This is a genomic window from Marinococcus sp. LNHM3E3-2.2 (genome assembly GCF_056034385.1).
Genome location: NZ_JBQLIC010000003.1, coordinates 169,978 through 190,014, shown reverse-complemented (window position 1 = coordinate 190,014; position 20,037 = coordinate 169,978). Strand labels below are relative to the sequence as shown.

The 20,037-nt window shown below is 48.8% G+C and carries 19 protein-coding genes; 5 read left to right on the top strand and 14 right to left on the bottom strand.

The genetic code is table 11. The features are described 5' to 3' along the window. Positions 1-7 precede the first annotated feature (7 nt). The 4 genes from ACTRXF_RS05895 to ACTRXF_RS05880 all read right to left on the bottom strand — a co-directional run bounded on the left by ACTRXF_RS05895 (position 8) and on the right by ACTRXF_RS05880 (position 4,705). On the bottom strand, positions 8-2,596 hold the full coding sequence (locus tag ACTRXF_RS05895) for a YfhO family protein (RefSeq protein ID WP_474278268.1): 2,589 nt from the start codon (positions 2,594-2,596) through the stop codon (positions 8-10). A 15-nt stretch (positions 2,597-2,611) separates the two neighbouring features. Continuing rightward, positions 2,612-2,986, bottom strand: coding sequence for a GtrA family protein (locus ACTRXF_RS05890; RefSeq protein WP_474261013.1), 375 nt, complete (start codon positions 2,984-2,986; stop codon positions 2,612-2,614). Beyond that, positions 2,983-3,918: a glycosyltransferase family 2 protein gene (locus ACTRXF_RS05885; RefSeq protein ID WP_474261012.1), complete on the bottom strand. Its 936-nt coding sequence runs from the start codon at positions 3,916-3,918 to the stop codon at positions 2,983-2,985. The genes ACTRXF_RS05890 and ACTRXF_RS05885 overlap by 4 nt, the downstream gene beginning before the upstream one ends. Before the next feature lie 103 nt (positions 3,919-4,021). Further along, a complete protein-coding gene (locus ACTRXF_RS05880) occupies positions 4,022-4,705 on the bottom strand; it encodes a spermidine synthase (protein ID WP_474261011.1) in 684 nt (227 codons plus the stop codon). 163 nt (positions 4,706-4,868) lie between these two features. On the opposite strand from ACTRXF_RS05880, the gene ACTRXF_RS05875 reads away from it, so the two are divergent. From ACTRXF_RS05875 to ACTRXF_RS05865, 3 genes are all read left to right on the top strand, one after another. Further along, positions 4,869-5,750 (top strand): ROK family protein, encoded by an 882-nt coding sequence (locus ACTRXF_RS05875; protein ID WP_474261010.1) that lies wholly within the window; start codon positions 4,869-4,871, stop codon positions 5,748-5,750. Positions 5,751-5,826: 76 nt separating this feature from the next. Beyond that, the gene (locus tag ACTRXF_RS05870) at positions 5,827-6,369 is read left to right on the top strand and encodes a M15 family metallopeptidase (protein ID WP_474261009.1); all 543 of its coding nucleotides are present in this window, start codon (positions 5,827-5,829) and stop codon (positions 6,367-6,369) included. A gap of 253 nt (positions 6,370-6,622) precedes the next feature. Continuing rightward, complete coding sequence (locus tag ACTRXF_RS05865; RefSeq protein WP_474261008.1) at positions 6,623-7,549, top strand: SDR family oxidoreductase; 927 nt, start codon at positions 6,623-6,625, stop codon at positions 7,547-7,549. Positions 7,550-7,600: 51 nt separating this feature from the next. Here the strand turns inward: ACTRXF_RS05865 and ACTRXF_RS05860 are convergent, their stop codons facing one another. Then, on the bottom strand, positions 7,601-8,539 hold the full coding sequence (locus ACTRXF_RS05860) for an alpha/beta hydrolase (protein ID WP_474261007.1): 939 nt from the start codon (positions 8,537-8,539) through the stop codon (positions 7,601-7,603). Between the two features lie 146 nt (positions 8,540-8,685). Here ACTRXF_RS05860 and ACTRXF_RS05855 point away from each other — a divergent pair, with 146 nt between their 5' ends. Further along, on the top strand, positions 8,686-9,618 hold the full coding sequence (locus ACTRXF_RS05855; protein ID WP_474261006.1) for an ATP-binding cassette domain-containing protein: 933 nt from the start codon (positions 8,686-8,688) through the stop codon (positions 9,616-9,618). Between the two features lie 17 nt (positions 9,619-9,635). Beyond that, entirely contained in the window at positions 9,636-10,460 is an 825-nt protein-coding gene (locus ACTRXF_RS05850; RefSeq protein WP_474261005.1) for an ABC transporter permease, read from the top strand. Positions 10,461-10,469: 9 nt separating this feature from the next. Here ACTRXF_RS05850 and ACTRXF_RS05845 read toward each other — a convergent pair whose 3' ends face one another. The 9 genes from ACTRXF_RS05845 to ACTRXF_RS05805 all read right to left on the bottom strand — a co-directional run bounded on the left by ACTRXF_RS05845 (position 10,470) and on the right by ACTRXF_RS05805 (position 19,809). Then, positions 10,470-11,333: an alpha/beta fold hydrolase gene (locus tag ACTRXF_RS05845; RefSeq protein WP_474278266.1), complete on the bottom strand. Its 864-nt coding sequence runs from the start codon at positions 11,331-11,333 to the stop codon at positions 10,470-10,472. Then, a complete protein-coding gene (locus tag ACTRXF_RS05840) occupies positions 11,314-12,213 on the bottom strand; it encodes an alpha/beta fold hydrolase (RefSeq protein WP_474261003.1) in 900 nt (299 codons plus the stop codon). Before ACTRXF_RS05840 ends, ACTRXF_RS05845 begins: the two co-directional genes overlap by 20 nt. A 120-nt stretch (positions 12,214-12,333) precedes the next feature. Then, a complete protein-coding gene (locus ACTRXF_RS05835) occupies positions 12,334-13,074 on the bottom strand; it encodes an SDR family oxidoreductase (protein ID WP_474261002.1) in 741 nt (246 codons plus the stop codon). Between the two features lie 170 nt (positions 13,075-13,244). Continuing rightward, the gene (locus tag ACTRXF_RS05830) at positions 13,245-14,231 is read right to left on the bottom strand and encodes a beta-ketoacyl-ACP synthase 3 (protein ID WP_474261001.1); all 987 of its coding nucleotides are present in this window, start codon (positions 14,229-14,231) and stop codon (positions 13,245-13,247) included. Between the two features lie 175 nt (positions 14,232-14,406). Beyond that, positions 14,407-15,909, bottom strand: a complete 1,503-nt coding sequence (locus ACTRXF_RS05825) for a phytoene desaturase family protein (protein ID WP_474261000.1) — start codon at positions 15,907-15,909, stop codon at positions 14,407-14,409. An 18-nt stretch (positions 15,910-15,927) separates the two neighbouring features. Further along, a complete protein-coding gene (locus ACTRXF_RS05820; protein ID WP_474260999.1) occupies positions 15,928-16,488 on the bottom strand; it encodes a methyltransferase family protein in 561 nt (186 codons plus the stop codon). Positions 16,489-16,595: 107 nt separating this feature from the next. Then, positions 16,596-17,903, bottom strand: a complete 1,308-nt coding sequence (locus tag ACTRXF_RS05815; RefSeq protein ID WP_474278264.1) for a (Fe-S)-binding protein — start codon at positions 17,901-17,903, stop codon at positions 16,596-16,598. Further along, a complete protein-coding gene (locus tag ACTRXF_RS05810; protein ID WP_474260997.1) occupies positions 17,896-19,299 on the bottom strand; it encodes an FAD-binding oxidoreductase in 1,404 nt (467 codons plus the stop codon). The genes ACTRXF_RS05815 and ACTRXF_RS05810 overlap by 8 nt, the downstream gene beginning before the upstream one ends. Before the next feature lie 120 nt (positions 19,300-19,419). Next, positions 19,420-19,809 carry a tautomerase family protein gene (locus ACTRXF_RS05805; RefSeq protein ID WP_474260996.1) on the bottom strand — a complete coding sequence of 130 codons (390 nt, stop codon included), beginning with the start codon at positions 19,807-19,809 and terminating at the stop codon, positions 19,420-19,422. Positions 19,810-20,037 lie beyond the last annotated feature (228 nt).

Below are 20,037 nucleotides of genomic sequence, written 5' to 3'. Positions count from 1 at the left end.
GGAAATATTATTTTCTTCTTTTTTTAATGCCCCATAATGCTGCTAATATAAGCGAGACCACCGATACCGCGGTCATCCACCAGAAATAAGGCGGGTAGTACGTGAGAGAAAGGTTGTTTTCCCCTTCTTCAAGCGGAACGGCAGTAAACGCCCCGTTTGCTTTTTCAATTGGCACGCCTTCTCCGTTTACTTTAGCTCTCCAACCTTTTTCATAAGGAATTGGCATCACAGCGTACGCATCTCCTGTATCGTTTTCAATAACTGCGTCAACTTCATTACCGTTCACGTCTACATCCCTGGCGTTCTCCTCTGCTTGGGCGTTGGCCTCATTTAATTGTTCATACGTTTCTCCGTAAACGGCGAGGTCTTCAAGATGATATTCTCCTTCAGGCATCCGGATCTCTATGACGTTGTCCTCAGGATTTTCCACGCGGATTGTTAAATCATTTTCATCGGTGCGGTACAGCGAATCTCTTGCCTTGCGGGAGGTTTCAAATTCGTTTACGTTCATCCGGAAAAAACCAAAGCCGGGCTCCTGGCGGAGGAGAAAATCCACGTAGTAATCCTCCACGTTTTCATTCTCCGGCACTGTAATATTGAGTCCGCCCTCTTCCCCATTTACCTTAAGCATTTCGTTCTCGTAGGTGCCATTTACAGCTTCAACATTTTCACTGGCAATGACAGACTCTTCCCTCGGAAATTCGGCCGCTTCGTCCGGATCCTCGAGGATTACGCCATTCAGCATGGCATGCTCTTTTTCAAGCGGTGCTGCTTCTTCCGCGTCTTCATAGGCGTATACCTGTCCTGTGGTCCGCACAAACGGCAGCACATTTTCATTCTGGTAAATAATATAGTCATCATTTCCTACAAACGGAGTAAACCCGTACGGTACATTTTCGTCCCCGTCCTTTTCAAACATCGCGTATTCCCCGCGCAGCAGGCTGTAAATGTTGGCCCTTCGCCCGAAGTCCGAATAACGGCTGATGCTCTCCCTGCCAAGATCGATCTGAAGGTCATTGTAATAAAACATAAGTATTTCTTCATTTAAAATACTTGAGTATGCCCCCGCCCCGTAAAAATCCAAATAAAGCGGCGTATTCGTGCGCTGTGGGTCCTTGATCCATGTAGTTCGGGACAGAGCGTCCGGGTCCTCCTGCGAGGCTTCATCCAGCAGTTCGATTTGATCTGCGTCCATGTACTCCTCACTCATGAGAAATTCCTGCGTCGTGCCGCTCATGCTTCCGCGTTCAAACAGTTTTTCGTACTGGTACTGGTTCGCGACCACCACGCTCGTAATAATGGCAAAAACGGCAGTAATGATTCTTTTGCCGCGTACATCCGTAACTGTTGTTACGATAAATGCCACCAGGGAAATGATGATCATACCAGGCGTCAGCCATCCGCTCCAGTGATCGATGGAAAAATCGGCATCCAATAAATAAAACAACACGTACATGCCTGTCGCAAAAATAAGCGAAGGCAAGAGCTCCCGCCAGTCGAGCTTGCGGATATGCTGAATACCTGCTGCCACTGCCCCGGCAAGTAAAAACGCAGCGATATACTCAAACCGGTTCCGCGGCGCGGAAAAACCGTTAAATACGCTCCCTATCAGCGGACTGTAATGAAATACGATAAATACAAGCGAAAGAACCGTAAACAGCACAAACCGCGGATCCTTATACAGCTGTTTCCAGACTGCAAACACTAAAAAGATGGTCGGCACAATGAGAAAACGGCTGTCAAGCAGAATATTGCTTGTATTATCAAACAATACGATCTCCTGTTCAAAGTCCGGCCGGTAATTGTTAAAGTAGCCGTAAATGCCGGCGAAAAAGCCGGTCAGGCCGATGCCGAATCCAAGCAGAGAGCTGCCCCCGAAATAAAGTATCTGTTTACCTATTTTTGTTTCTCCAGGTGTAAGTCTGATCAGCCACCTGGCCAATATATAAATACCGATAAAAATGAGTACGATATAGGAGAAGTAGAAGTTCGAAAAGACGGTAGCTGCGAGGGCAAAAATAAACAGCAGCGGTTTTTTCTCCCGAATAATTTTTTCCACGCCAAATACGAGCAGCGGGAGCCAGATAAAAGCATCCGCAAAAAATTCCCAAAATGCCGTGTGACGGAAATACATTACACACGTGGCATACAACAGGGCTCCTGTCATGGCAGGTACACGGTCGAGCTTCATGTAGCGAAAGCAGGCGTATGCTAAAAAGGAAACGAGTGTCATCCGGGCCATGCTGATAAAAATGACGGCCTCCGTCCAAAAAGCGGCGTCCGGCTCACGAATCAGCCCGACCAGCTCCAGCATATACACCACGGCCATCTGAAAATAAAAGAACAGGTTCGTTGAATAATAGTAACCCAGCTGGGTAAACATACTGCCGCCAAGTCCAAGCTGAAAGGAATAAAAAAATTCACCGCTCGTGAAATGGTCATACAGCAGCTGCTTAAACGGGCCCATCTGGTTCAGGCCGTCATTCGGCCCGGCCATGTACGTATCGTTGGTCCATTGGTATAAGAAAAATGCATGCGCCGCGATGACTGCCAGAATCACCGCTGCTATAACCCCCCATATATGCTTGTGCTTCAACATTCTCTCCCCACGCTATCTTTTTAGTATTTTCCCCGTGACAATGAAAGTGATTGGTATAGTAAAAATCACCGCTCCCAACGGGGCGATAGTACTGTTAATACTCAGCCATTCCACAAATATATATGCAAAAACGGATGAAGCCCCTACGTTTACTATCTGGGTCAGCGGAAATTGAAAAAACTTCTTCCATGTCGGCCTGACTTTGTAAGTAAAGTATGTATTTAAAAAGAAAGAAATGACAAAGCTGATAAAAAACCCGGTAATATGGGCGATCATATATGGTACCGAAAGCACCACGTGAAGCAGTAAGTAGGCGGCGTAATAGTTTAACGTATTCATACCGCCCACTAAAACAAATCTGGTAAACTCATTATTCAACTGTTTCATGCATCTCGCCTTTTCGTATTAGATTCCTGCACCAAATAGTGCGGGCGCCTTTTCGTTTCATAGTAAATGCGTCCGATATACTCCCCGAGCACGCCAAGGCTCATTAGCTGCACGCCCCCTAAAAACAGTATAGCGGAAATAGTCGTAAAATAACCCGGCACTTCTATTCCCATCCTCAGAATCTGCACAAACGTAATACCGATATAAACCAGCGCAAGCAGCATCACGACCAGGCCGGTATACAAACAGACACGCAGCGGACGGTTATTAAAGGAAATCATGCCGTCAACGCCGTAATTCAGCAGGCTCGAAAACGACCATTTGGTTTCGCCCTCCTGACGCTGAACATTTTCGTAGTAAACCGTTTTGGACGGAAAGCCGATCCATGAAAAAAGCCCCTTCGAAAAACGGTTGGCTTCACTCAGGGATAGCAGGGCGTCCAACGCCCGCCGGCTTAAGAGGCGGAAATCACCGACGCCGTCTTCAAGCTTCACATCCACCATTCTGTTAATAAATTTATAATACATCGATGCCATACCGGAACGGAACTTGGAATCTCCTTCCCGGTTCCGTTTTGCAATCACCTGATCATAGCCTTCTTCGTATCCTTCAATCAGTTCGAGAATCACCTCGGACGGATGCTGCAGGTCAGCGTCAATGATTACTACAGCGTCCCCGTCCGCATGATGCAGTCCGGCAATCAGTGCTGCTTCTTTTCCAAAATTACGGGTAAAAGAAACGTAGCTTACATTTTCATGCATCCCGGCAAGCTCTCTCATCTTTGTCAGTGTCCGGTCCGAGCTTCCATCATCTACATAAAGTGCCTCTATTTCATAGGGCAGATGCCCTAAATGGTTCTGCAGTGATTCATATACAGATACAATGTTGTCCTCTTCATTAAACGAAGGAATTACAATTGATATCTTTTTCATTCCATTTCCTCCCTGGCCCCTTCATCTCCCACTGTTTACACAGTACTTTCATATCGTACCCTTCTCTGTATCTTTTGTATCACTGTAGAGGGCTAAAAAAATCTCAAAAATTATGTGATGGACGCATATATTCTGCTTTCCGGGCGTAAAAAATAACATCCGGCCCGCCGCGTCCGGCATCCACCTCCTCTATCCATACATTATCAAAAACGGGTTTCAGACTGTTTTCAAAAGCCCTGGAATAAGAAGCACTCCAAAAAGCAGCAACTCCCCCGCGCCGGAGCGCGGCGTAAACCGTTTGAAGTCCTCCCGCCTCGTACATGTGATGGTTGTCTTCCCGGACAAGCCAGTCAGGGCCGTTATCTGTATCCATGCAAACAGCGTCCCAAAGGTTGTTTGTGCTTTTTTCCAGAAACACCTGAAGGTCTTCCTCTACGATTTGTGCTTTACTGTTTTCAAGAGCCCCTCCGTTCCATTCCAGAAAATACAGGCGGTTCCACTCAATAATGTTTTTCTCCAGTTCCACAACGGTTACATGAACCGTTTCTGCATGCTGCACCGCTTCGTGGAGTGAAAAACCGACACCAAGGCCTCCAATCAGCACCGACTCTGCTGAATAAGCATGATTCAGCGCTCCTTGCACCATCCGCCGCTCCGACTCTCCGTTGTGTGTCGCCATCAAAAATGTGCCGTTACTTATGACTTCATAATGCCGGCCGCGGCGCTGCAGCTGCAATTCTCCGCTTTGGCCCTGAACGTTTGCTATTATTTCTCTATTACTGTTCATTCAAGCTTACTCCTTTCCCGCCCGGCAAGTATATTTCATATTTGCAAAACCAGAAAAAAAAGGTACGATTAAAAAGTGTGCAGAATTTTATCACCTATGAAATTTTCATTTATTTTTGAATGATCTGTTTACTATTTCAGCAAAAGACCAGGAGGTTGTTTGTATGCTCGGCGCCATTGAAGCAGGAGGAACAAAATTTGTCTGTGCGGTCAGTGAAAACGGCCGTGACATAAAAGAACGCATTTCCATCCCGACTACGACACCTGATGAAACTATGCAGCAGGTGTACGATTTTTTCCGTGTTTTTTCTATCGAAGCTGTTGGTATTGGTTCTTTTGGTCCGATTGATATTAATACAAAAAATGATACATACGGCTATATCACCACAACGCCAAAAACAGCATGGCAAAACTTTAACATTCTCGGAGACGTACAAAAACACCTTGCTGTGCCGGCAGGCTTCACCACCGATGTTAATGCGGCGGCGCTCGGTGAATGGAAGCACGGTGCCGGCGCTGGAAAGACGAGCTGTCTGTATATGACAGTCGGCACCGGCATCGGTGTTGGTGCGGTTATTAACAACAATATTCTTGAAGGCCTGAACCATCCGGAAGCCGGGCACATTATGGTCCGCCGGCATCCTGAGGACCATTTCACCGGCACGTGCCCTTACCACAGTGACTGCCTTGAGGGACTTGCTTCAGGGCCCGCCGTGGAACAGCGCTGGGGAGAAAAGGGCAGCGCACTCACCTCCCGCCCGGAAGTATGGGACCTTGAAGCTTATTATCTTGCTCAGGCAATGATGAATTACATTCTGATTCTCACCCCCGAGCGGATTATTATCGGCGGCGGCGTGAGCAAACAGCCTTCCCTGCTCACAAAAGTACAGGAACAGACGCAGCAGCTTCTGCAGGGATACGTTCAGGACCCAATGATTACTCATAATATCGATCAATATATTGTTACTCCGGGGCTCCAGGACGGTGCGGGCATCACCGGCGGATTTGTGCTTGCTGCTCAGGCGCTCGAAGACGCCCCCAGCTAAAGGCAGACAGTTCCAGGACACAAATACTCGTTTATACTTCCTGTACGCAGGTTGAAAAAGAAAGGAAATCAACTGAGTGAAAAGACATGTCTTGCTACTGATTACCGGTTTACTCCTTATTCTGGTTGTACTCGGATGGAACAGCAGGCAAAATTCTCTTCCCGAGGTGGAAGCAAGCGAAGTCGTCGAACAGAACAGCCTTCACCCTGTTGTGGAGGAGCGAAAAAATGAATGGATCCAGCGTGCAGAACAGCAGGGAATCGAAGTTGTCGTAACGGACGAATACCGTTCGGTGGAAGAGCAGGATGCTTTATATGCCCAGGGCCGGACTTCACAGGGAGAAATTGTCACGCAGGCCCGAGGCGGAGAATCATATCATAATTACGGCCTTGCCGTTGATTTTGCTTTGCGTACACCGGACGGAGAGCTTGCCTGGGATATGGAACGCGATGACAACGGTAACGGAGAGGCAGACTGGACGGAAGCTGTGGAGATCGCTAAGGAGCTCGGCTTTAGCTGGGGCGGGGACTGGCTTGGTTTTAAAGACTACCCCCACCTTGAAATGACCTTCGGCCTGAGTCTAGAGGAGCTTCGTGCCGCTGAACAGCAGAATACGTAATTACCATCGTCCGGCTCGTTGGCCGGACGATTTTTCTGGTTGGACAGGTTAAGTTTCTGCCAATTTGTGGTATACAGCTGTATTACCCTATATCCTGAAAGGAGCCCTCTGTAATGACTAAAACCGCCCTGATCGTAGGAGCGACCGGCATCATAGGCACAGTATTTTAAAACATATTTCATCGCTCGAAGACTGGACCGCTGTAGGCATTTCCCGGCACCAGCCTGAAGACATCCACGGGGCCGATTATTACGTGGAGGCTGATCTCTTAAAGGAAGAAGAAATAATGCAGGCACTTCAGGATGTGCCTGCCGTCACTCATATTTTTTACGCAGCCTATCAGGATTATGATCCACTCTCCAAAGAACAGATCACAGTTAATACCAATATGCTCCAAAGCGCCGTCCAGGCCGTGGAAGCGACTTCCGACCGGCTCCAGCGTGTCGTATTGATGCAGGGAGCCAAAGTGTACGGTGCGCACATCAGCGCTTTTAAAACCCCGGCACGGGAAAACGACCCGCGCCATATGCCGCCGAACTTTTATTACAATCAGGAGGATTACCTGCGAAACCGCCAGAAAGGAAAAAGCTGGTCGTGGACAATTTTGCGTCCCGACGTGGTATGTGGCTATTCGGTAGGCACTCCCATGAATTTAAGCATGGTTATTGCTGTTTATGCCTCTATTTCTAAAGAACTCGGCCTCCCCCTTCGTTTTCCGGGAAAGGATGTTACCTACCGATCACTTGCCCAGGTGACCGACGCCGGCCTGCTCGCCCGCTGTTCCGTATGGGCTGCGCTGCATGAACCGTGTGCATTTGAGACGTTCAATATTACCAATGGTGACTTCTTTCGGTGGGAGCACATGTGGCCGGTCATCGCCGAGGAATTCCAAATGAACACCGGGCCCGTGCAAACAATTACACTTTCTGATTTCATGCCGCTGCAGCAGGATCTATGGGAGGAAATGCAGGAAAAATACAGTCTGCAGAATATTCCATTTGAGAAACTGGCCGCCTGGCCATTCGGTGATTTCATTTTCAATGTAGAGTATGATGTGATGTCTGATACTAATAAAGTAAAACAGTTTGGTTTTACTGAAGTCGTGAACAGTGATGACATGCTCCGGCAGCTGCTTCGTGAATTTCAGGAGCAGCGGCTGATCCCGGACTTCTCAGACTAAACTGCCGCTTGCCTGAAACCCCCATCCGGCAGAAGCTGGATGGGGGTTTCATCATTTGCCAATATGCTTGTGTACAAACGCCCTCATGTAATGCATCGCTTCCTGCCCGTCTTCCTCGAGCGGAAACTGATTGATAAATCCGTGAATGGTACCATCCACCCTGTGGTGATGCACCTCTGCATTTGCCTCTTTCAGCTGACGCGCCAGTTCCTCGCCTTCATCCCGAAGCACATCATATTCTGCCGTTATAATAAGAGTAGGAGGGTTTTCCCGCTTATCTTCATCCCGCATCGGTACAGCGAGCGGATCTCTGCGTTCATCCCAGGCCGCTAAGTAATGCGCCCAAAAGTCGCCTATATTTTTGGCCGTCAGGCCGTATCCCTCACTAAAACGATGATACGATACGTACGCCGGATCCTCCTCCCGGTTGTAAAAATCAGCGACAGGATACAGAAGCATCTGTCCTTCAAGGTATGTCTGCTCTCTTCGGAGCAGCGTAGAGGCTGCATAGACAATATTTCCTCCAGCGCTGTCACCGCACAGGTAAAACCGGTCCTCTGTATTCGGCCATTCCCGGTACTCGGAAAGCACCCAGCGAACAGCGTCCAGGCAGTCGTATACTCCTGACGGAAACGGGTGCTTCGGCGCAAGCCTGTAGTCCACCGCTACAACATACGCCTCCAGTTCGTTGGCAAGCACCCGGCAGAAGGTGTCATGAGTTTCAAGGCTCCCTACGGCAAATCCGCCGCCATGAAAAAAAATCACTACAGGAAGCGGCTCTTCAGATGCTGGTTTATATCTGCGCACGGTCAGGGTCCGTCCTTCTAAATCAATATCTTTATCCAAGACTTCAGCTACAGCAGGCCGTTCCGACGGAGCTAAGGTCATTTCGTTTCTTCGTCTGCGTTCATCGACTACTTCCTCCACCGTTTCCACCTCGAAAGAATTGTTCTGCTCCAAATATTTCTTTACATGGTCTCGAAGTTCCATGATTTCTGCCCCCTTCTTTCTATACAACCAATACCCTGAATTTTGATTACCTACCCCTTCTTCATTTTCGTATCCATTGACGATAACTGCCTGAAGTTATATAGTTACGCTAACATAATGACTATGGCTAAAGTAGGGGTAAATGTATGGAGCCTATTATTCAAGTGCACGATCTGCGAAAATCATTCAAAGACATGGAAGCAGTCAAAGGCATTCATTTTGATGTCGCGCAGGGCGAGATATTCGGCTTTCTCGGCCCGAACGGTGCAGGAAAAAGCACGACTATCAACATGATCTGCACGATGCTCGCTCCCACTTCCGGAAGCGTTACCATTAATGGATATGACGCATTTAAACAAAAAGCAAAAGTCCGTGAAAGCATTGGCATCATTTTTCAGGAAAATACACTCGACGAAAAATTAAGTGCTCTTGAAAACTTAAAGCTTCACTGCCGGTTTTACCGTGTGCCTAAAAATAAACGGGCAGAACGTATTCAGGAAGTGCTTGAAATTGTAGATCTGGTCGACAATCAAAAGAAAAAAGTAGAAGAATTCTCCGGCGGGATGAAACGAAGGCTTGAAATTGCCCGCGGCCTGCTGCACTATCCGAAGGTTCTTTTTTTGGACGAACCCACTGTCGGTCTTGACCCCCAGACGCGGGCCCATATTTGGGAGTATATTCTCCGCCTGAAGGAAAAGGAAAATATTACGATATTTCTTACCACCCATTACCTCGATGAGGCAGAAATCAGTCACCGTATCGCTATTATGGATAAAGGAACTATCATCGCCCTTGATACGCCGGAGCGCTTAAAGAAGCAGGTTGGCGGAGACGTCATTGAACTCGGCACCGAGGATAATGACACTGTCGCTAAGCAGCTGCAGGCAGCTATGCCGGAAGCCGAAATAAAACAGGAAGCAGGCATTCTGCGTATCCAGGTACCAAGCAGCGACCAGTTTATATCCACTTTTCTGCAGCAGATCCCCGTCCCTATTACGAGCCTGAACATACGCCGGCCCACGCTTAACGACGTATTTTTGTCTTATACAGGGCGAGATATTAAAGCCGGCCCCGCCTAAGAAAGGAGAACATACATATGGAAGGTATTTTTGCCATCTGGCAGCGGGATTTAATGAAATTCATCCGGGATCGCCCCCGTCTGCTTGGATCTTTTGCGATGCCTATTTTATTTTTAATTATTTTTGGCGGGGGCTTCAGCGGAACGATGGAAAATCTGGTGATGAATCAAACCTCTGAAATCGAAGATTTTAATTACCTTACGTTTATTTTTCCCGGGATTGTCGCCATGACCCTTTTAATGACTTCAATTTTCTCTTCTTTATCAGTTATCCAGGATAAAGAATTCGGCTATATGAAAGAAATTCTCGTGTCCCCGGTCTCCCGGGTGAACATTGCCATCGGTAAAATGCTCGGGGCCTCTACGGTTGCGTTTATGCAGGGCGTGCTGATGTTTATTTTAATCCCTGTTCTAGGCGTAACCTACGAATGGAGCAACGTACTGGCTGTGCTGCCAATTATGTTTCTGCTTTCCTGCACGCTCGCTTCCCTTGGCCTGCTGATAGCAAGCCTGCTTCGCTCAACGCAGGGGTTCCAGCTGATTGTGCAGGTACTCGTGTTTCCAATGGTGTTTCTTTCCGGAGCATTGTTTCCAGTAACGAATATGCCAGCCTGGATGGATATCCTTGTTAAGGTTAATCCTGTCACCTACGGCGTAGACGCTATGAAAAAAGTAATGACCGGCGCCGGAGATCTCCCGGTCGCCGCCCAGGATGCACTCGGACTGAGCCTGCAGCTGTTCGGGCGTACAGTAACAGTGGCAGAGGAACTGCTCTTTTTAATTATTTTCACTTCTATTCTGATCGCGCTTGCCACCATCAGCTTCCGCAGAGCCAATGCCTGAGCGGCGGCTTCACGTCTGTTCTATAAATTCCGTCACCAGCCGCTCTACAATATCCGGCTGCTCATGAACTACCCAATGCGTGGCATCGGATACAAAAATCAGCTCTCCGGCACGGCAGTATTCAAGACTTGTCCGGGCAGAGGCCTTCGATAAAAAGGCGTCTCCCACACCCCAGATAATCCGTACTGGCGGAGTCACGTGACTTGATTCCAAAATATCCTTTGGCCCTTTTCTCATCCCTCTGTACCAGTTGATCATGGTTGTGGCCGCATTCGGCTGCGACCATGCTTCTTTATATTTTTCCAGATCCTCCCCGGTAAAAGCTCCGGGCCTGCTCGTTTTTACGAGTCCGTTGGCAAACTCCTCAAAGTCATTATAGGCAAGCAGCTTTTCCGGCAGTCTCGGAAGCTGAAAAAAAAGCATATACGAGCTTCTCAAAAGCTGCGTGGGATCTTTTTTCATGCTCGCCGGCATAGCAGGCAGGTGTGGAATATTGATAGCAATAAATTTCTCCACGTATTCCGGCCTTGAGGCTGCCGTGTACCACCCGACCGCTCCGCCCCAGTCGTGGCCGACGATCACTGCTTTTTCCCGTCCCAGTGCTTTGATGAGCTCTGTCACGTCATCACGCAGCTCGTCCAGGGCATAAGCTTCAATTTCAAGCGGCTTGCTGCTTTGATTGTATCCGCGCTGATCCGGCGCCGCCACCCGGTATCCACGTGCTGCAAGCGGTCCGATTAAATGTCTCCACTCATACCAAAACTCCGGAAAGCCATGCAGAAGCACCACAAGCGGTCCCTCCTCCGGCCCAGCCAGTGCCGTGTGTAAAGAAACGCCGTTTACCGTTATTGTCTCAAAGCTGATATTCTGCATACGTACTGCCCCCTAGTTGTTTTTCCTGAATAAAGCTTTTGATGAACTGCGTAACGAGCTCCGGTTGTTCATGATGTACCCAGTGCGTCGCTTCTTCAATAAAAACCCCGTTTCCATCGCTGCAGTATTTCAGGCTCTCTTTAGCAGCAGCGGTGCCCAAAAACCAATCATGCATACCCCAGATCATACGCACGGGCACATTGATAGTTTCTGTACTCATCGCTTCTGCCGGCCCGAATGGGATTGCCCGAAACCAATTGAACATGGCCGTTACGCTGCCGGGCTGAGACCAGGCAAATTGGTATGCGTCCAGGCCCCGCTCTGAAAACGCTCCGGGACAGCTCGTCACAGTCAGGTGAGCTTTCAATGCAGCGTATTGGAACATGGCAGCCGCTTTGTCAGGGAGGGCGGGAAGCTGGAAGGCCGCCATGTAATACCCTTTGAGCAAGTCCATTGGACGGGTGAGCATTGTCCTTGGCATAGCTGTTAAATGCGGCATATTAACAGGGATAAACAACGAAATGTATTCCGGACGGGTAAGTGCCATATACCAGCCTATTGCCCCGCCCCAGTCATGCCCGGCTATTACGGCTTTTTCTCTTTTGAAGTGAAAAATGAGGCCGATGATATCATCCCGGAGAGCGTCCATTGTATAGGATGCTGTTCCGGAGGGCTTGGCGCTCAGGTGATAGCCCCGCTGATCAGGTACCACAACAAAATAGCCCTCCTCCGCCAGGGCGAGCATCTGCTTTTCCCAGGCTCTCCAAAATTCCGGGAAGCCGTGCAGAAGGATAACCATTTCTCCGTCCTTTGGGCCCGCAGCAGCGACATGAAGACGAATGCCGTTCACATGTACATATTTAAATGATAGTTCTGCCATCAAAAACCTCCTTCACTCTATGAGTTTCTTTACCCGTAAACGCTTTGTTTCAATGGTGAAATTCTATATGCCGCTATAAATGACAACAGCACCTGTCCGTGTAGACAGGTGCCGTTGTTTTTACATTTGGGCAGTTGGACGTACGACAATTTCATTAACCGATACTTCCGCCGGTTCTTCAATCGCATACCGAATGGTGCGGGCAATGCTTTCTGAAGAGATCGCGTTTTTATACAGCTCATCTACGCGTTCTTTCACCTGATTATCCGATATCGTTTCAGTAAGCTCCGATTCCACAGCCCCAGGTGAAATAATGGTAGAGCGGATGTTGTTTTCCGGCGATTCTTCTTTACGAAGCCCCTCCGAAATAGCGCGCACAGCGTATTTCGTTCCGCTATAGACGGCACCACCCGGAGATACCTGATGGCCAGCTACTGAGGAAACATTAATAATGTGGCCTTCTTTTCTTTCTCTCATGTAGGGCAGCACGGCACCAATACCGTAAAGTACGCCTTTAATATTCACATCGATCATCTGATTCCAGTCTTCAAACTGCCGGTTCCGGAGCATCGAAAGCGGCATCAGCCCCGCATTGTTTACTATAACGTCAATTTGGCCGTACGTTTCATTGGCAAACCGGGCAAGTTCGTCCATCTGCTCCTGGGAGGTGACATCCACTACTTTATAGGCTGCAGTACCGCCGTTCTGTTCGATATCTTTCTGAAGCTGCTGGAGACGTTCCTCGCGGCGGGCAGCCAGCACTACTTTAGCTCCCTTAGCGGCTAATTCCTTAGCCGCTGCTTCACCGATACCGCTTGAAGCACCTGTCAGTATAACTACTTTTCCTTCAACCTCTGCCATGTTATTTCCTCCAATGCTTTTCTGAATTGATCACCTACTCTATATACCCGCCGCACTATAATCGTAACCTTTACCGTTACCTCTTAACTGCAGACATTATATGCGAGACGATTTCTCTTCATTTGGTCCATCAAAAAAAGCCCCCGTTTCCGGGAGCTTTTTCAGTTCCATTATTCTGCATGCCAGCGGACTAATAAAGCTGATTGTGCCAGACCGCCGCCAAATCCATAGATAAGCACGAGGTCACCTTTCTTCAGTCGGCCGTCCTTCTGTGCTTCCCGGAGAGACAACGGAATCGTAGCAGATGAGGTATTGCCGTAATATTCGAGGCTCGTCAGCGTCTTTTCCACTGGAATACCGGTACGTTCGCAAATCGACTCGATCATTCTCATGTTCGCGCTGTGCGGGGCAAACCAGTCGATGTCCTCAATCGTCACTCCTGCATCACTAAGAAGCTTGTCGATACCTTGAGGCACTGTCTTAACCGCCCATTTGTAAACTTCCCGTCCGTTCTGGACCACATAACCATCCGGATCCACTTCGTGGCCGCCAATCTGGTTGGACAAATCGGTGCAGTACAGGTACTCTCCTTTTTTTCCGTCCGAATCCGTGAGGGCCGCAAGAAAGGAGGGGCTGCTTTCGTCCGCTTCCACAAGAGCGGCACCGGCGCCGTCCCCGAACAAAATACATGTGGCACGGTCCGTGTAGTCTGTAATTTTGGAAAGTGTTTCAGCGCCGATCACCAGCACTTTACGGTGAAGACCGGAGGTAATCATACCATCTGCCACGTGCAGTCCGTAGGAAAAGCCCGCACAAGCAGCGTTTAAATCAAAAGCGCCTGCGCCGGAAATGCCAAGGCCGGCCTGCACGAGAGAGGCAACACTCGGCGTTTTATGGTCCGGCGTCAACGTGCACACAATAATCAAATCCACGTCGTCAATCGTCTTGCCGCTCACCTGCTGCAGCTCTTCCGCTGCTTTCAAACAGATCGTGCTGGTGAATTCGTCCTCTTCCGTGATTCTGCGTTCTTTGATGCCGGTGCGGGACGTAATCCACTCGTCGTTTGTTTCCACCATTTTTTCCAGATCATCATTCGTCAGTCGTTTTTCCGGAACAAAAGATCCTAATGCTGTAATTGAAGCTTTTGATTGTACCATCGGTATGTAACCCCCGTTTTATGTATAATTATCGCCAATTCGCTTTGATTTTCGTTGAATCCCATACTTAATTTATATTATCACAAAACCAAGGCTTATGCCTCCTTTCCTTTGTTCGCATCATGAGCCCATAACAGGAAAAACCCCTCCTTTTTTATAAGGAAGGGTTATCAGGCTATTTTTTCACTTCTGCCTGCTCGTGTTTTTGAATCAGATCTGCTGTCAGCTGTCCGGACAGTGTCACCATTGGTACACCACCGCCGGGATGCGTGGACCCTCCGGCAAAATACAAATTGTCATATATTCTGCTTTTCGCCGGCACTTTGAACCCGCCGTTCACTTTTTGATCAGAGGCTACGCCGTAAATCGAGCCTCCGTTAGCGCCGTAGAGTTCTTCAAGGCCTTCCGGAGTGAAACGGTATTCAAACTCGATCGACTCCCGCAGGCCGTCCAGTCCGTTTCGCTCTAATTTATTCAAAATTGTCTCCTGGTACTTATCCCAGTCAAAGGATTTTTTCTGCTTGGCATCCATCGGAGGTACATGCGTCAGGACGAACAGATTGTCTTTTCCTTCCGGCGCCTGGGTCTCATCCGACCGGGCGGAGATACCAATATACACTGTCGGGTCATCAGCTGGAACCTTTTCTTCGAATACCTGCTTGAATTCAAGCTCAGGATCCTCTGAAAAAAAGAAATTGTGATGGTGCAGACCGTCGAATTTTTTATTCACCCCGAGAAGCAGCACGACACCGGAAACAGTAGGAATAAACGTTTTGCTTAGCTTTTTGGATTCTTTTTTTGCCTTCGTTTCCGAAGGAGCAATCGTATTGTAGGCCGGAATTGCTTCAAGGTTCGAAACGACAACATCCGCCTCATACTTGTCTCCATCCTCTGTTTCCACACCAGTCACCCGGTCGTTTTCCACCAGCAGCTGGCTGACCGGGCTGTTCAGATGAATATCAACCCGGAGCTCCTGCATCAGGCGTTCCATACCCTCGGCAATTTTGTACATGCCGCCCTTCACATAATGGATGCCGAGCCCAAGCTGAACATAGACAAGCTGGTTTAAAATAGCTGGCGCTGCGTATGGATTGGATCCGACATACATAATGAAGAAGTTGAACATCTGCTCGAGGTATTTGTTGTCAAACTGTTTATGCGTCGCTTTGGCCACCGTATTCAACGGATCCATCTTCATTAAGTCACCCAGCGTGTGGTGACTTTTCAAATCCTTTAAATCTTCGATGCTGTATTTATAAAAGCTTTTCATGCATAATTCATACATTTCTTCTGTATAGGATAAAAATTCTGTTATTTTACGGCTAGGCTGATCCGTTACTTTCGCTGCCTCTTCAATCATGCCGGGCAGATCGCTCGTAACATTCAGTGATGTTCCGTCCTCGAAAAATGTTTTCCACTGCGGTTCAACCCGTTCTACCTGTATGTAGTCATCAAGGTAGCGGTTCGCGCTGTGGAACAGCTGTTCAAGCACCCATGGCATCGTCAGGATGGACGGTCCGGTGTCAAAGGTGAATCCTTTGCCGCTGCGGCGGTTTAATTTGCCGCCAAGATTTTCATTTTTCTCCAGTAACGTTACCTCATATCCATCCGTCTGCAGCCGGATAGCTGCGGACATGCCTCCAAGGCCTCCGCCAATGACAATTGCTTTTTTCTTCAAATAGCACACCTCCGTGAATTAGTACAAAAATGGAATTAGCCGGTTTCTCTGCCGGCACCATAAACGATACGTATCGCCGTGCGTTTGACGCAGCATTTCTTCTTCAATACGGATTCGGTAAAGAAGTGCCGGCACCATGACTCCTGTACTTATGACTGCTGCTCCGGGGCTATTCATGAATAAGCAAAAGCCAAGTACAATGAAAAATAAAGCGGTATAAAGCGGATGGCACAAACGACGGTACGGACCGCTGCTTACCAGGCGGTCCCCGTTTCTGACAGAAACGTCTCTGCTGAACTGGTCCCGCAAATGAAGAATTCCCCAATACCGAAGGCCAATACCGGCTCCGTACAGACAAAGCCCGGCAGCCTGCAGCCAAACTGAGGAGAGGCTGAGAAAACCAGTCTCGCCAAATACCACTGCTGTCCCCATCGACAAAATAATAGCCGCAAGTATCCAGCGGAACGAGCGTCGTTCAGTAAGCTCCGGCTCTTTTGAGGGAGCCTTCTGCCTGAATAAAAAAAATTCGGCGATCCAGAAGAAGGTGGCAACCACAAATATTGTATCAATCAGCACCATGGTTTTACCTTCTCCCTTCACGCCTCAGTTTCTTTTTACACTCGTTACCATTTCCCCCTTCTGCGCTGCCGCTAAACCAAAAGGCCCTTCCAGTTGTTCATTTACTTTTACGCCTGCACCGCCTTTTTAGTTACAGGCTTAGCTTTCATCAGCAGATCGACAATATGCACCGTATCAATTTCTTCTTCGAGACCTTCACGCTGTACCCCCAATTTCATCTGGAGCATACAGCCCGGGTTGGTCGTGACAATTCCCTCTGGGCGCTGCCGCTTAACGTCTTCCATTTTCACATCCAGAATATTCATTGCATCTTCGTGCTGCGTAATGTTATAGATGCCTGCCGAACCACAACAGAAGTCAGGCTGATCGAGCTCTCTAAGCGTTACCCCCGGCACTGAGCGGAGCAGCTGCAGCGGTGGTTCTTTTACCTTCTGCACATTCGTCATATGACAGGAAGGCTGATACGTATAGGTTTCCTCGACCTTTCCGGTAAACTCCAGGCCGTCAAGCTCCACCAGTACTTCTGTAATGTCTCTCACCTTCTCGGAGAAAGCTTTCGCCCGCTGCTCCCACTCCGGGTCGCCGGCGAACAGCTCCCCGTATTTATGGAGCTGGGCTCCGCAGCCCCCGGCGTTGTTTACGATATAATCAACTGGCTTTTCTTCAAAGGCCTGTATATTTTCCCTGGCAAGCGTGACAGCTTCAGGCTCTTTACCTGCATGGGCGTGCAGCGCTCCGCAGCAGGTCTGCGCCTCCGGAAGCTGCACTTCCGCTCCAGAAAGCCGGAGCAGCTCCATCGTTTTTTCATTTTGCTTAAAAAATACGCTGTCCATTACACACCCGGTGAAAAATGCGACCACTGCCTTCGCCGGGCCATCCGGGTGCAGACGATTTTTCCTTGCATGCCTCTCTTTAGGCGAGGGGGCCGATGGCAGCACCCGCTCAAATTTACCGAGATGAAGCGGTGCCGCAGACATTAAATTCAGCCCCCGGGCCGCTTTTTGCAGACCACTCACCTGGTACAGCCATGTTGCATTTCCAAGCTGATCCATCCATGCTCCAGAAGGAAAGAAGGAGTGAAATAAAAAGTTTTCGGTCTTTTGCTGTATGAACGTTTTTTCTTCATATTCATCGATCACATGCTTCGCACTTTCAAACAGCTGGCCGTACTGTACATCAGTCGGGCAGACGGTCGTACACGCCATGCATCCCAGGCATTTGTCGATTGGCTGTTTTAAATCCTCCACTGACGCTTTTCCTTCTGCAACCATTTTGATTAAATTAATACGGCCGCGCGGGGAATGCGTCTCGCGCTCCATTGTTTCGTATGTCGGGCAGACAGGAAGACAGTAGCCGCACTGCACACAGTCAAAGGTCAAATCGTAGCGCAGCATGTCTTTTAGTGTATCAGCCATCACGCAGCACCAGCTTCTGCCCTTTTTCTGCGAATATTTTCCCCGGGTTCATAATGTTGTTTGGATCCCAGGCTTCTTTGATCCGTTTTAGCATTGATACTCCCACCTCTCCCATTTCCTGTTCCATAAAGGGGGCTTTCATCGTGCCAATACCGTGTTCTCCGGAAAGCGTGCCTCCAAGCTCCAGGGCTGCCCGGAAGATTTCCGCCACCGCTTTTTCAGCGCGTATCATTTCTTCTTCATCACGCTGGTCGCACATAATATCCGGATGCAGGTTGCCGTCCCCGATATGTCCAAACACGACGAGCTCCACCTGATAATCCTCTTTGATTTGCTTCAGCCGTTCCATCATTTCCGGAATCCGGCTTCTTGGCACTGTGGCATCTTCGGAAATTTTTGTCGGTTTGATCGTCGCAATTGCCGGCGACACAAGCTTTCTTGCACTCCACAGCTTCTGTGCTTCTTCGTCGCTTTCGGCTGTAATAATTGGATCTGCTTTTAACTCCTCGAGAATGTGCTTCACCTGTTTGGCTTCTAATTTAATTGTCTCAGGATGGCCGTCGAGTTCGATCAAAAGCAGTGCTTCCGAGGCAGTGGGCAGGCCTGACGGGCGGTACCGCTCAACGGCTTCAATACAGGCCCGGTCCATAAATTCCATTTTTGCCGGAAGCACTCCTGAGGTGAGCGTTTTGGAGATAGCCTTCCCGGCTGTTGCCATGTCTGTAAAGGCAGCCATCATCGTTTGTACGGCCGGAGGCTTTGGCACCAGCTTGAGCGTCGCTTTTGTAATTACTCCAAGCGTCCCTTCGGAGCCGACGAGCAGCTTGGTTAAATCGTAACCGGTTACATTTTTAATGGTACGACCGCCTGTGTGCATCACCTCGCCCTCCGGGGTAACGATTTCAAGACCAATTACAAAATCCTTGGTTACTCCATACTTCAGCCCTCTCGGCCCCCCGGAATTCTCAGCCAGATTCCCACCAATTGTTGATACGTGGGCACTGCTTGGATCAGGCGGGTACATTAAACCGTAATTTTCGGCAGCCGTATGAATATCAGCCGTCAGCACACTCGGGGTGACGACCGCAATCAAGTCATCAGCGAAAACGTCAATTTCCCGGGGCCATTGCGCCATATCCAGCAGGATTCCCCCCTTAACCGGCAGCGGGCCACCGCTCAGACAGGTGCCCTGCCCCCTGGGCGTTACAGCCAGTCCGAACCGGTTGGCAATTTTCATGATCGTCTGTACTTCTTCGATCGTTTTAGGCTGTACAACCACCTCCGGCAGATGCTCGCCAAAAGAGGCATCAAAGCTGTAGCTGTAACGGTCGGCAAGCTCTGTAAATACCCGTTTATCACTTAAAAGAGCACGCAGCTGTTCTTCCCATTCATGCAATACAAGCAGCTCCTTTCTCCCTTCTCTTTAACAACTTATCATTATCGTACTCCCCCGCCCGGGTGAATGCAATATTCTGACAAAAGAAGGCCGGGACTGCCCGCAAGCAGTCTCCAGCCTTCACAGTTTCCCATTCAAGAACTGGGCTTCTCCCAGTCCGAAGCTCCAGTCCGCTTCTGTGTTATCAGTGATTGACACCATCACGTCCTCCGGAGCTATAGAACAGCGGTCCTGCAGGTTATTGGCAATTTTTTTATACAGCTGTTTTTTCTGCTCTGCTGTACGTGTTTTACTGATCACCTGAATAACTACAATATTATTTGTCCGTTCAAAGCCGAGCCCGGTATCTTCAATATACATTTCATACGGCTTATGCTGATTAATTATCTGATAGCGGTCTCGTTCCGGAACTTCAAAGCTTTCTACGACTGCATCATGTATGGCGTCTGCGACCAATTTTAATTCTTCTTCCGTGCGTCCCTCGATAACATCCATTCGTATTAACGGCATCGTAACCCTCCTTCAGGAAATTTCATTTTATTTTGACTTCAGAAGCTTTGCCTGCGCTGCCAAAAATATTCCTATGCTTTAAAACGTTCGCTTTGGCTCCCTTCATCTCGCCCTAATGCAGGTCAAATAGTTTTGATAGACTCTCTTCGAGGTGCACGTATCGTTTACCTGCACCGTTATCTTATTGAATGTCGATGCTCACTTTTTCGTTTGTGCAGCTGATACCGC

What these genes read in the sequence shown, in the direction of transcription:
- ACTRXF_RS05890 (WP_474261013.1), bottom strand. Translation starts at nt 2,986, where the DNA reads ATGAAACAGTTGAATAATGAGTTTACCAGATTTGTTTTAGTGGGCGGT.
- ACTRXF_RS05885 (WP_474261012.1), bottom strand. Translation starts at nt 3,918, where the DNA reads ATGAAAAAGATATCAATTGTAATTCCTTCGTTTAATGAAGAGGACAAC.
- ACTRXF_RS05880 (WP_474261011.1), bottom strand. Translation starts at nt 4,705, where the DNA reads ATGAACAGTAATAGAGAAATAATAGCAAACGTTCAGGGCCAAAGCGGA.
- ACTRXF_RS05875 (WP_474261010.1), top strand. Translation starts at nt 4,869, where the DNA reads ATGCTCGGCGCCATTGAAGCAGGAGGAACAAAATTTGTCTGTGCGGTC.
- ACTRXF_RS05860 (WP_474261007.1), bottom strand. Translation starts at nt 8,539, where the DNA reads ATGGAACTTCGAGACCATGTAAAGAAATATTTGGAGCAGAACAATTCT.
- ACTRXF_RS05855 (WP_474261006.1), top strand. Translation starts at nt 8,686, where the DNA reads ATGGAGCCTATTATTCAAGTGCACGATCTGCGAAAATCATTCAAAGAC.
- ACTRXF_RS05850 (WP_474261005.1), top strand. Translation starts at nt 9,636, where the DNA reads ATGGAAGGTATTTTTGCCATCTGGCAGCGGGATTTAATGAAATTCATC.
- ACTRXF_RS05845 (WP_474278266.1), bottom strand. Translation starts at nt 11,333, where the DNA reads ATGCAGAATATCAGCTTTGAGACAATAACGGTAAACGGCGTTTCTTTA.
- ACTRXF_RS05840 (WP_474261003.1), bottom strand. Translation starts at nt 12,213, where the DNA reads ATGGCAGAACTATCATTTAAATATGTACATGTGAACGGCATTCGTCTT.
- ACTRXF_RS05835 (WP_474261002.1), bottom strand. Translation starts at nt 13,074, where the DNA reads ATGGCAGAGGTTGAAGGAAAAGTAGTTATACTGACAGGTGCTTCAAGC.
- ACTRXF_RS05830 (WP_474261001.1), bottom strand. Translation starts at nt 14,231, where the DNA reads ATGGTACAATCAAAAGCTTCAATTACAGCATTAGGATCTTTTGTTCCG.
- ACTRXF_RS05820 (WP_474260999.1), bottom strand. Translation starts at nt 16,488, where the DNA reads ATGGTGCTGATTGATACAATATTTGTGGTTGCCACCTTCTTCTGGATC.
- ACTRXF_RS05815 (WP_474278264.1), bottom strand. Translation starts at nt 17,903, where the DNA reads ATGGCTGATACACTAAAAGACATGCTGCGCTACGATTTGACCTTTGAC.
- ACTRXF_RS05805 (WP_474260996.1), bottom strand. Translation starts at nt 19,809, where the DNA reads ATGCCGTTAATACGAATGGATGTTATCGAGGGACGCACGGAAGAAGAA.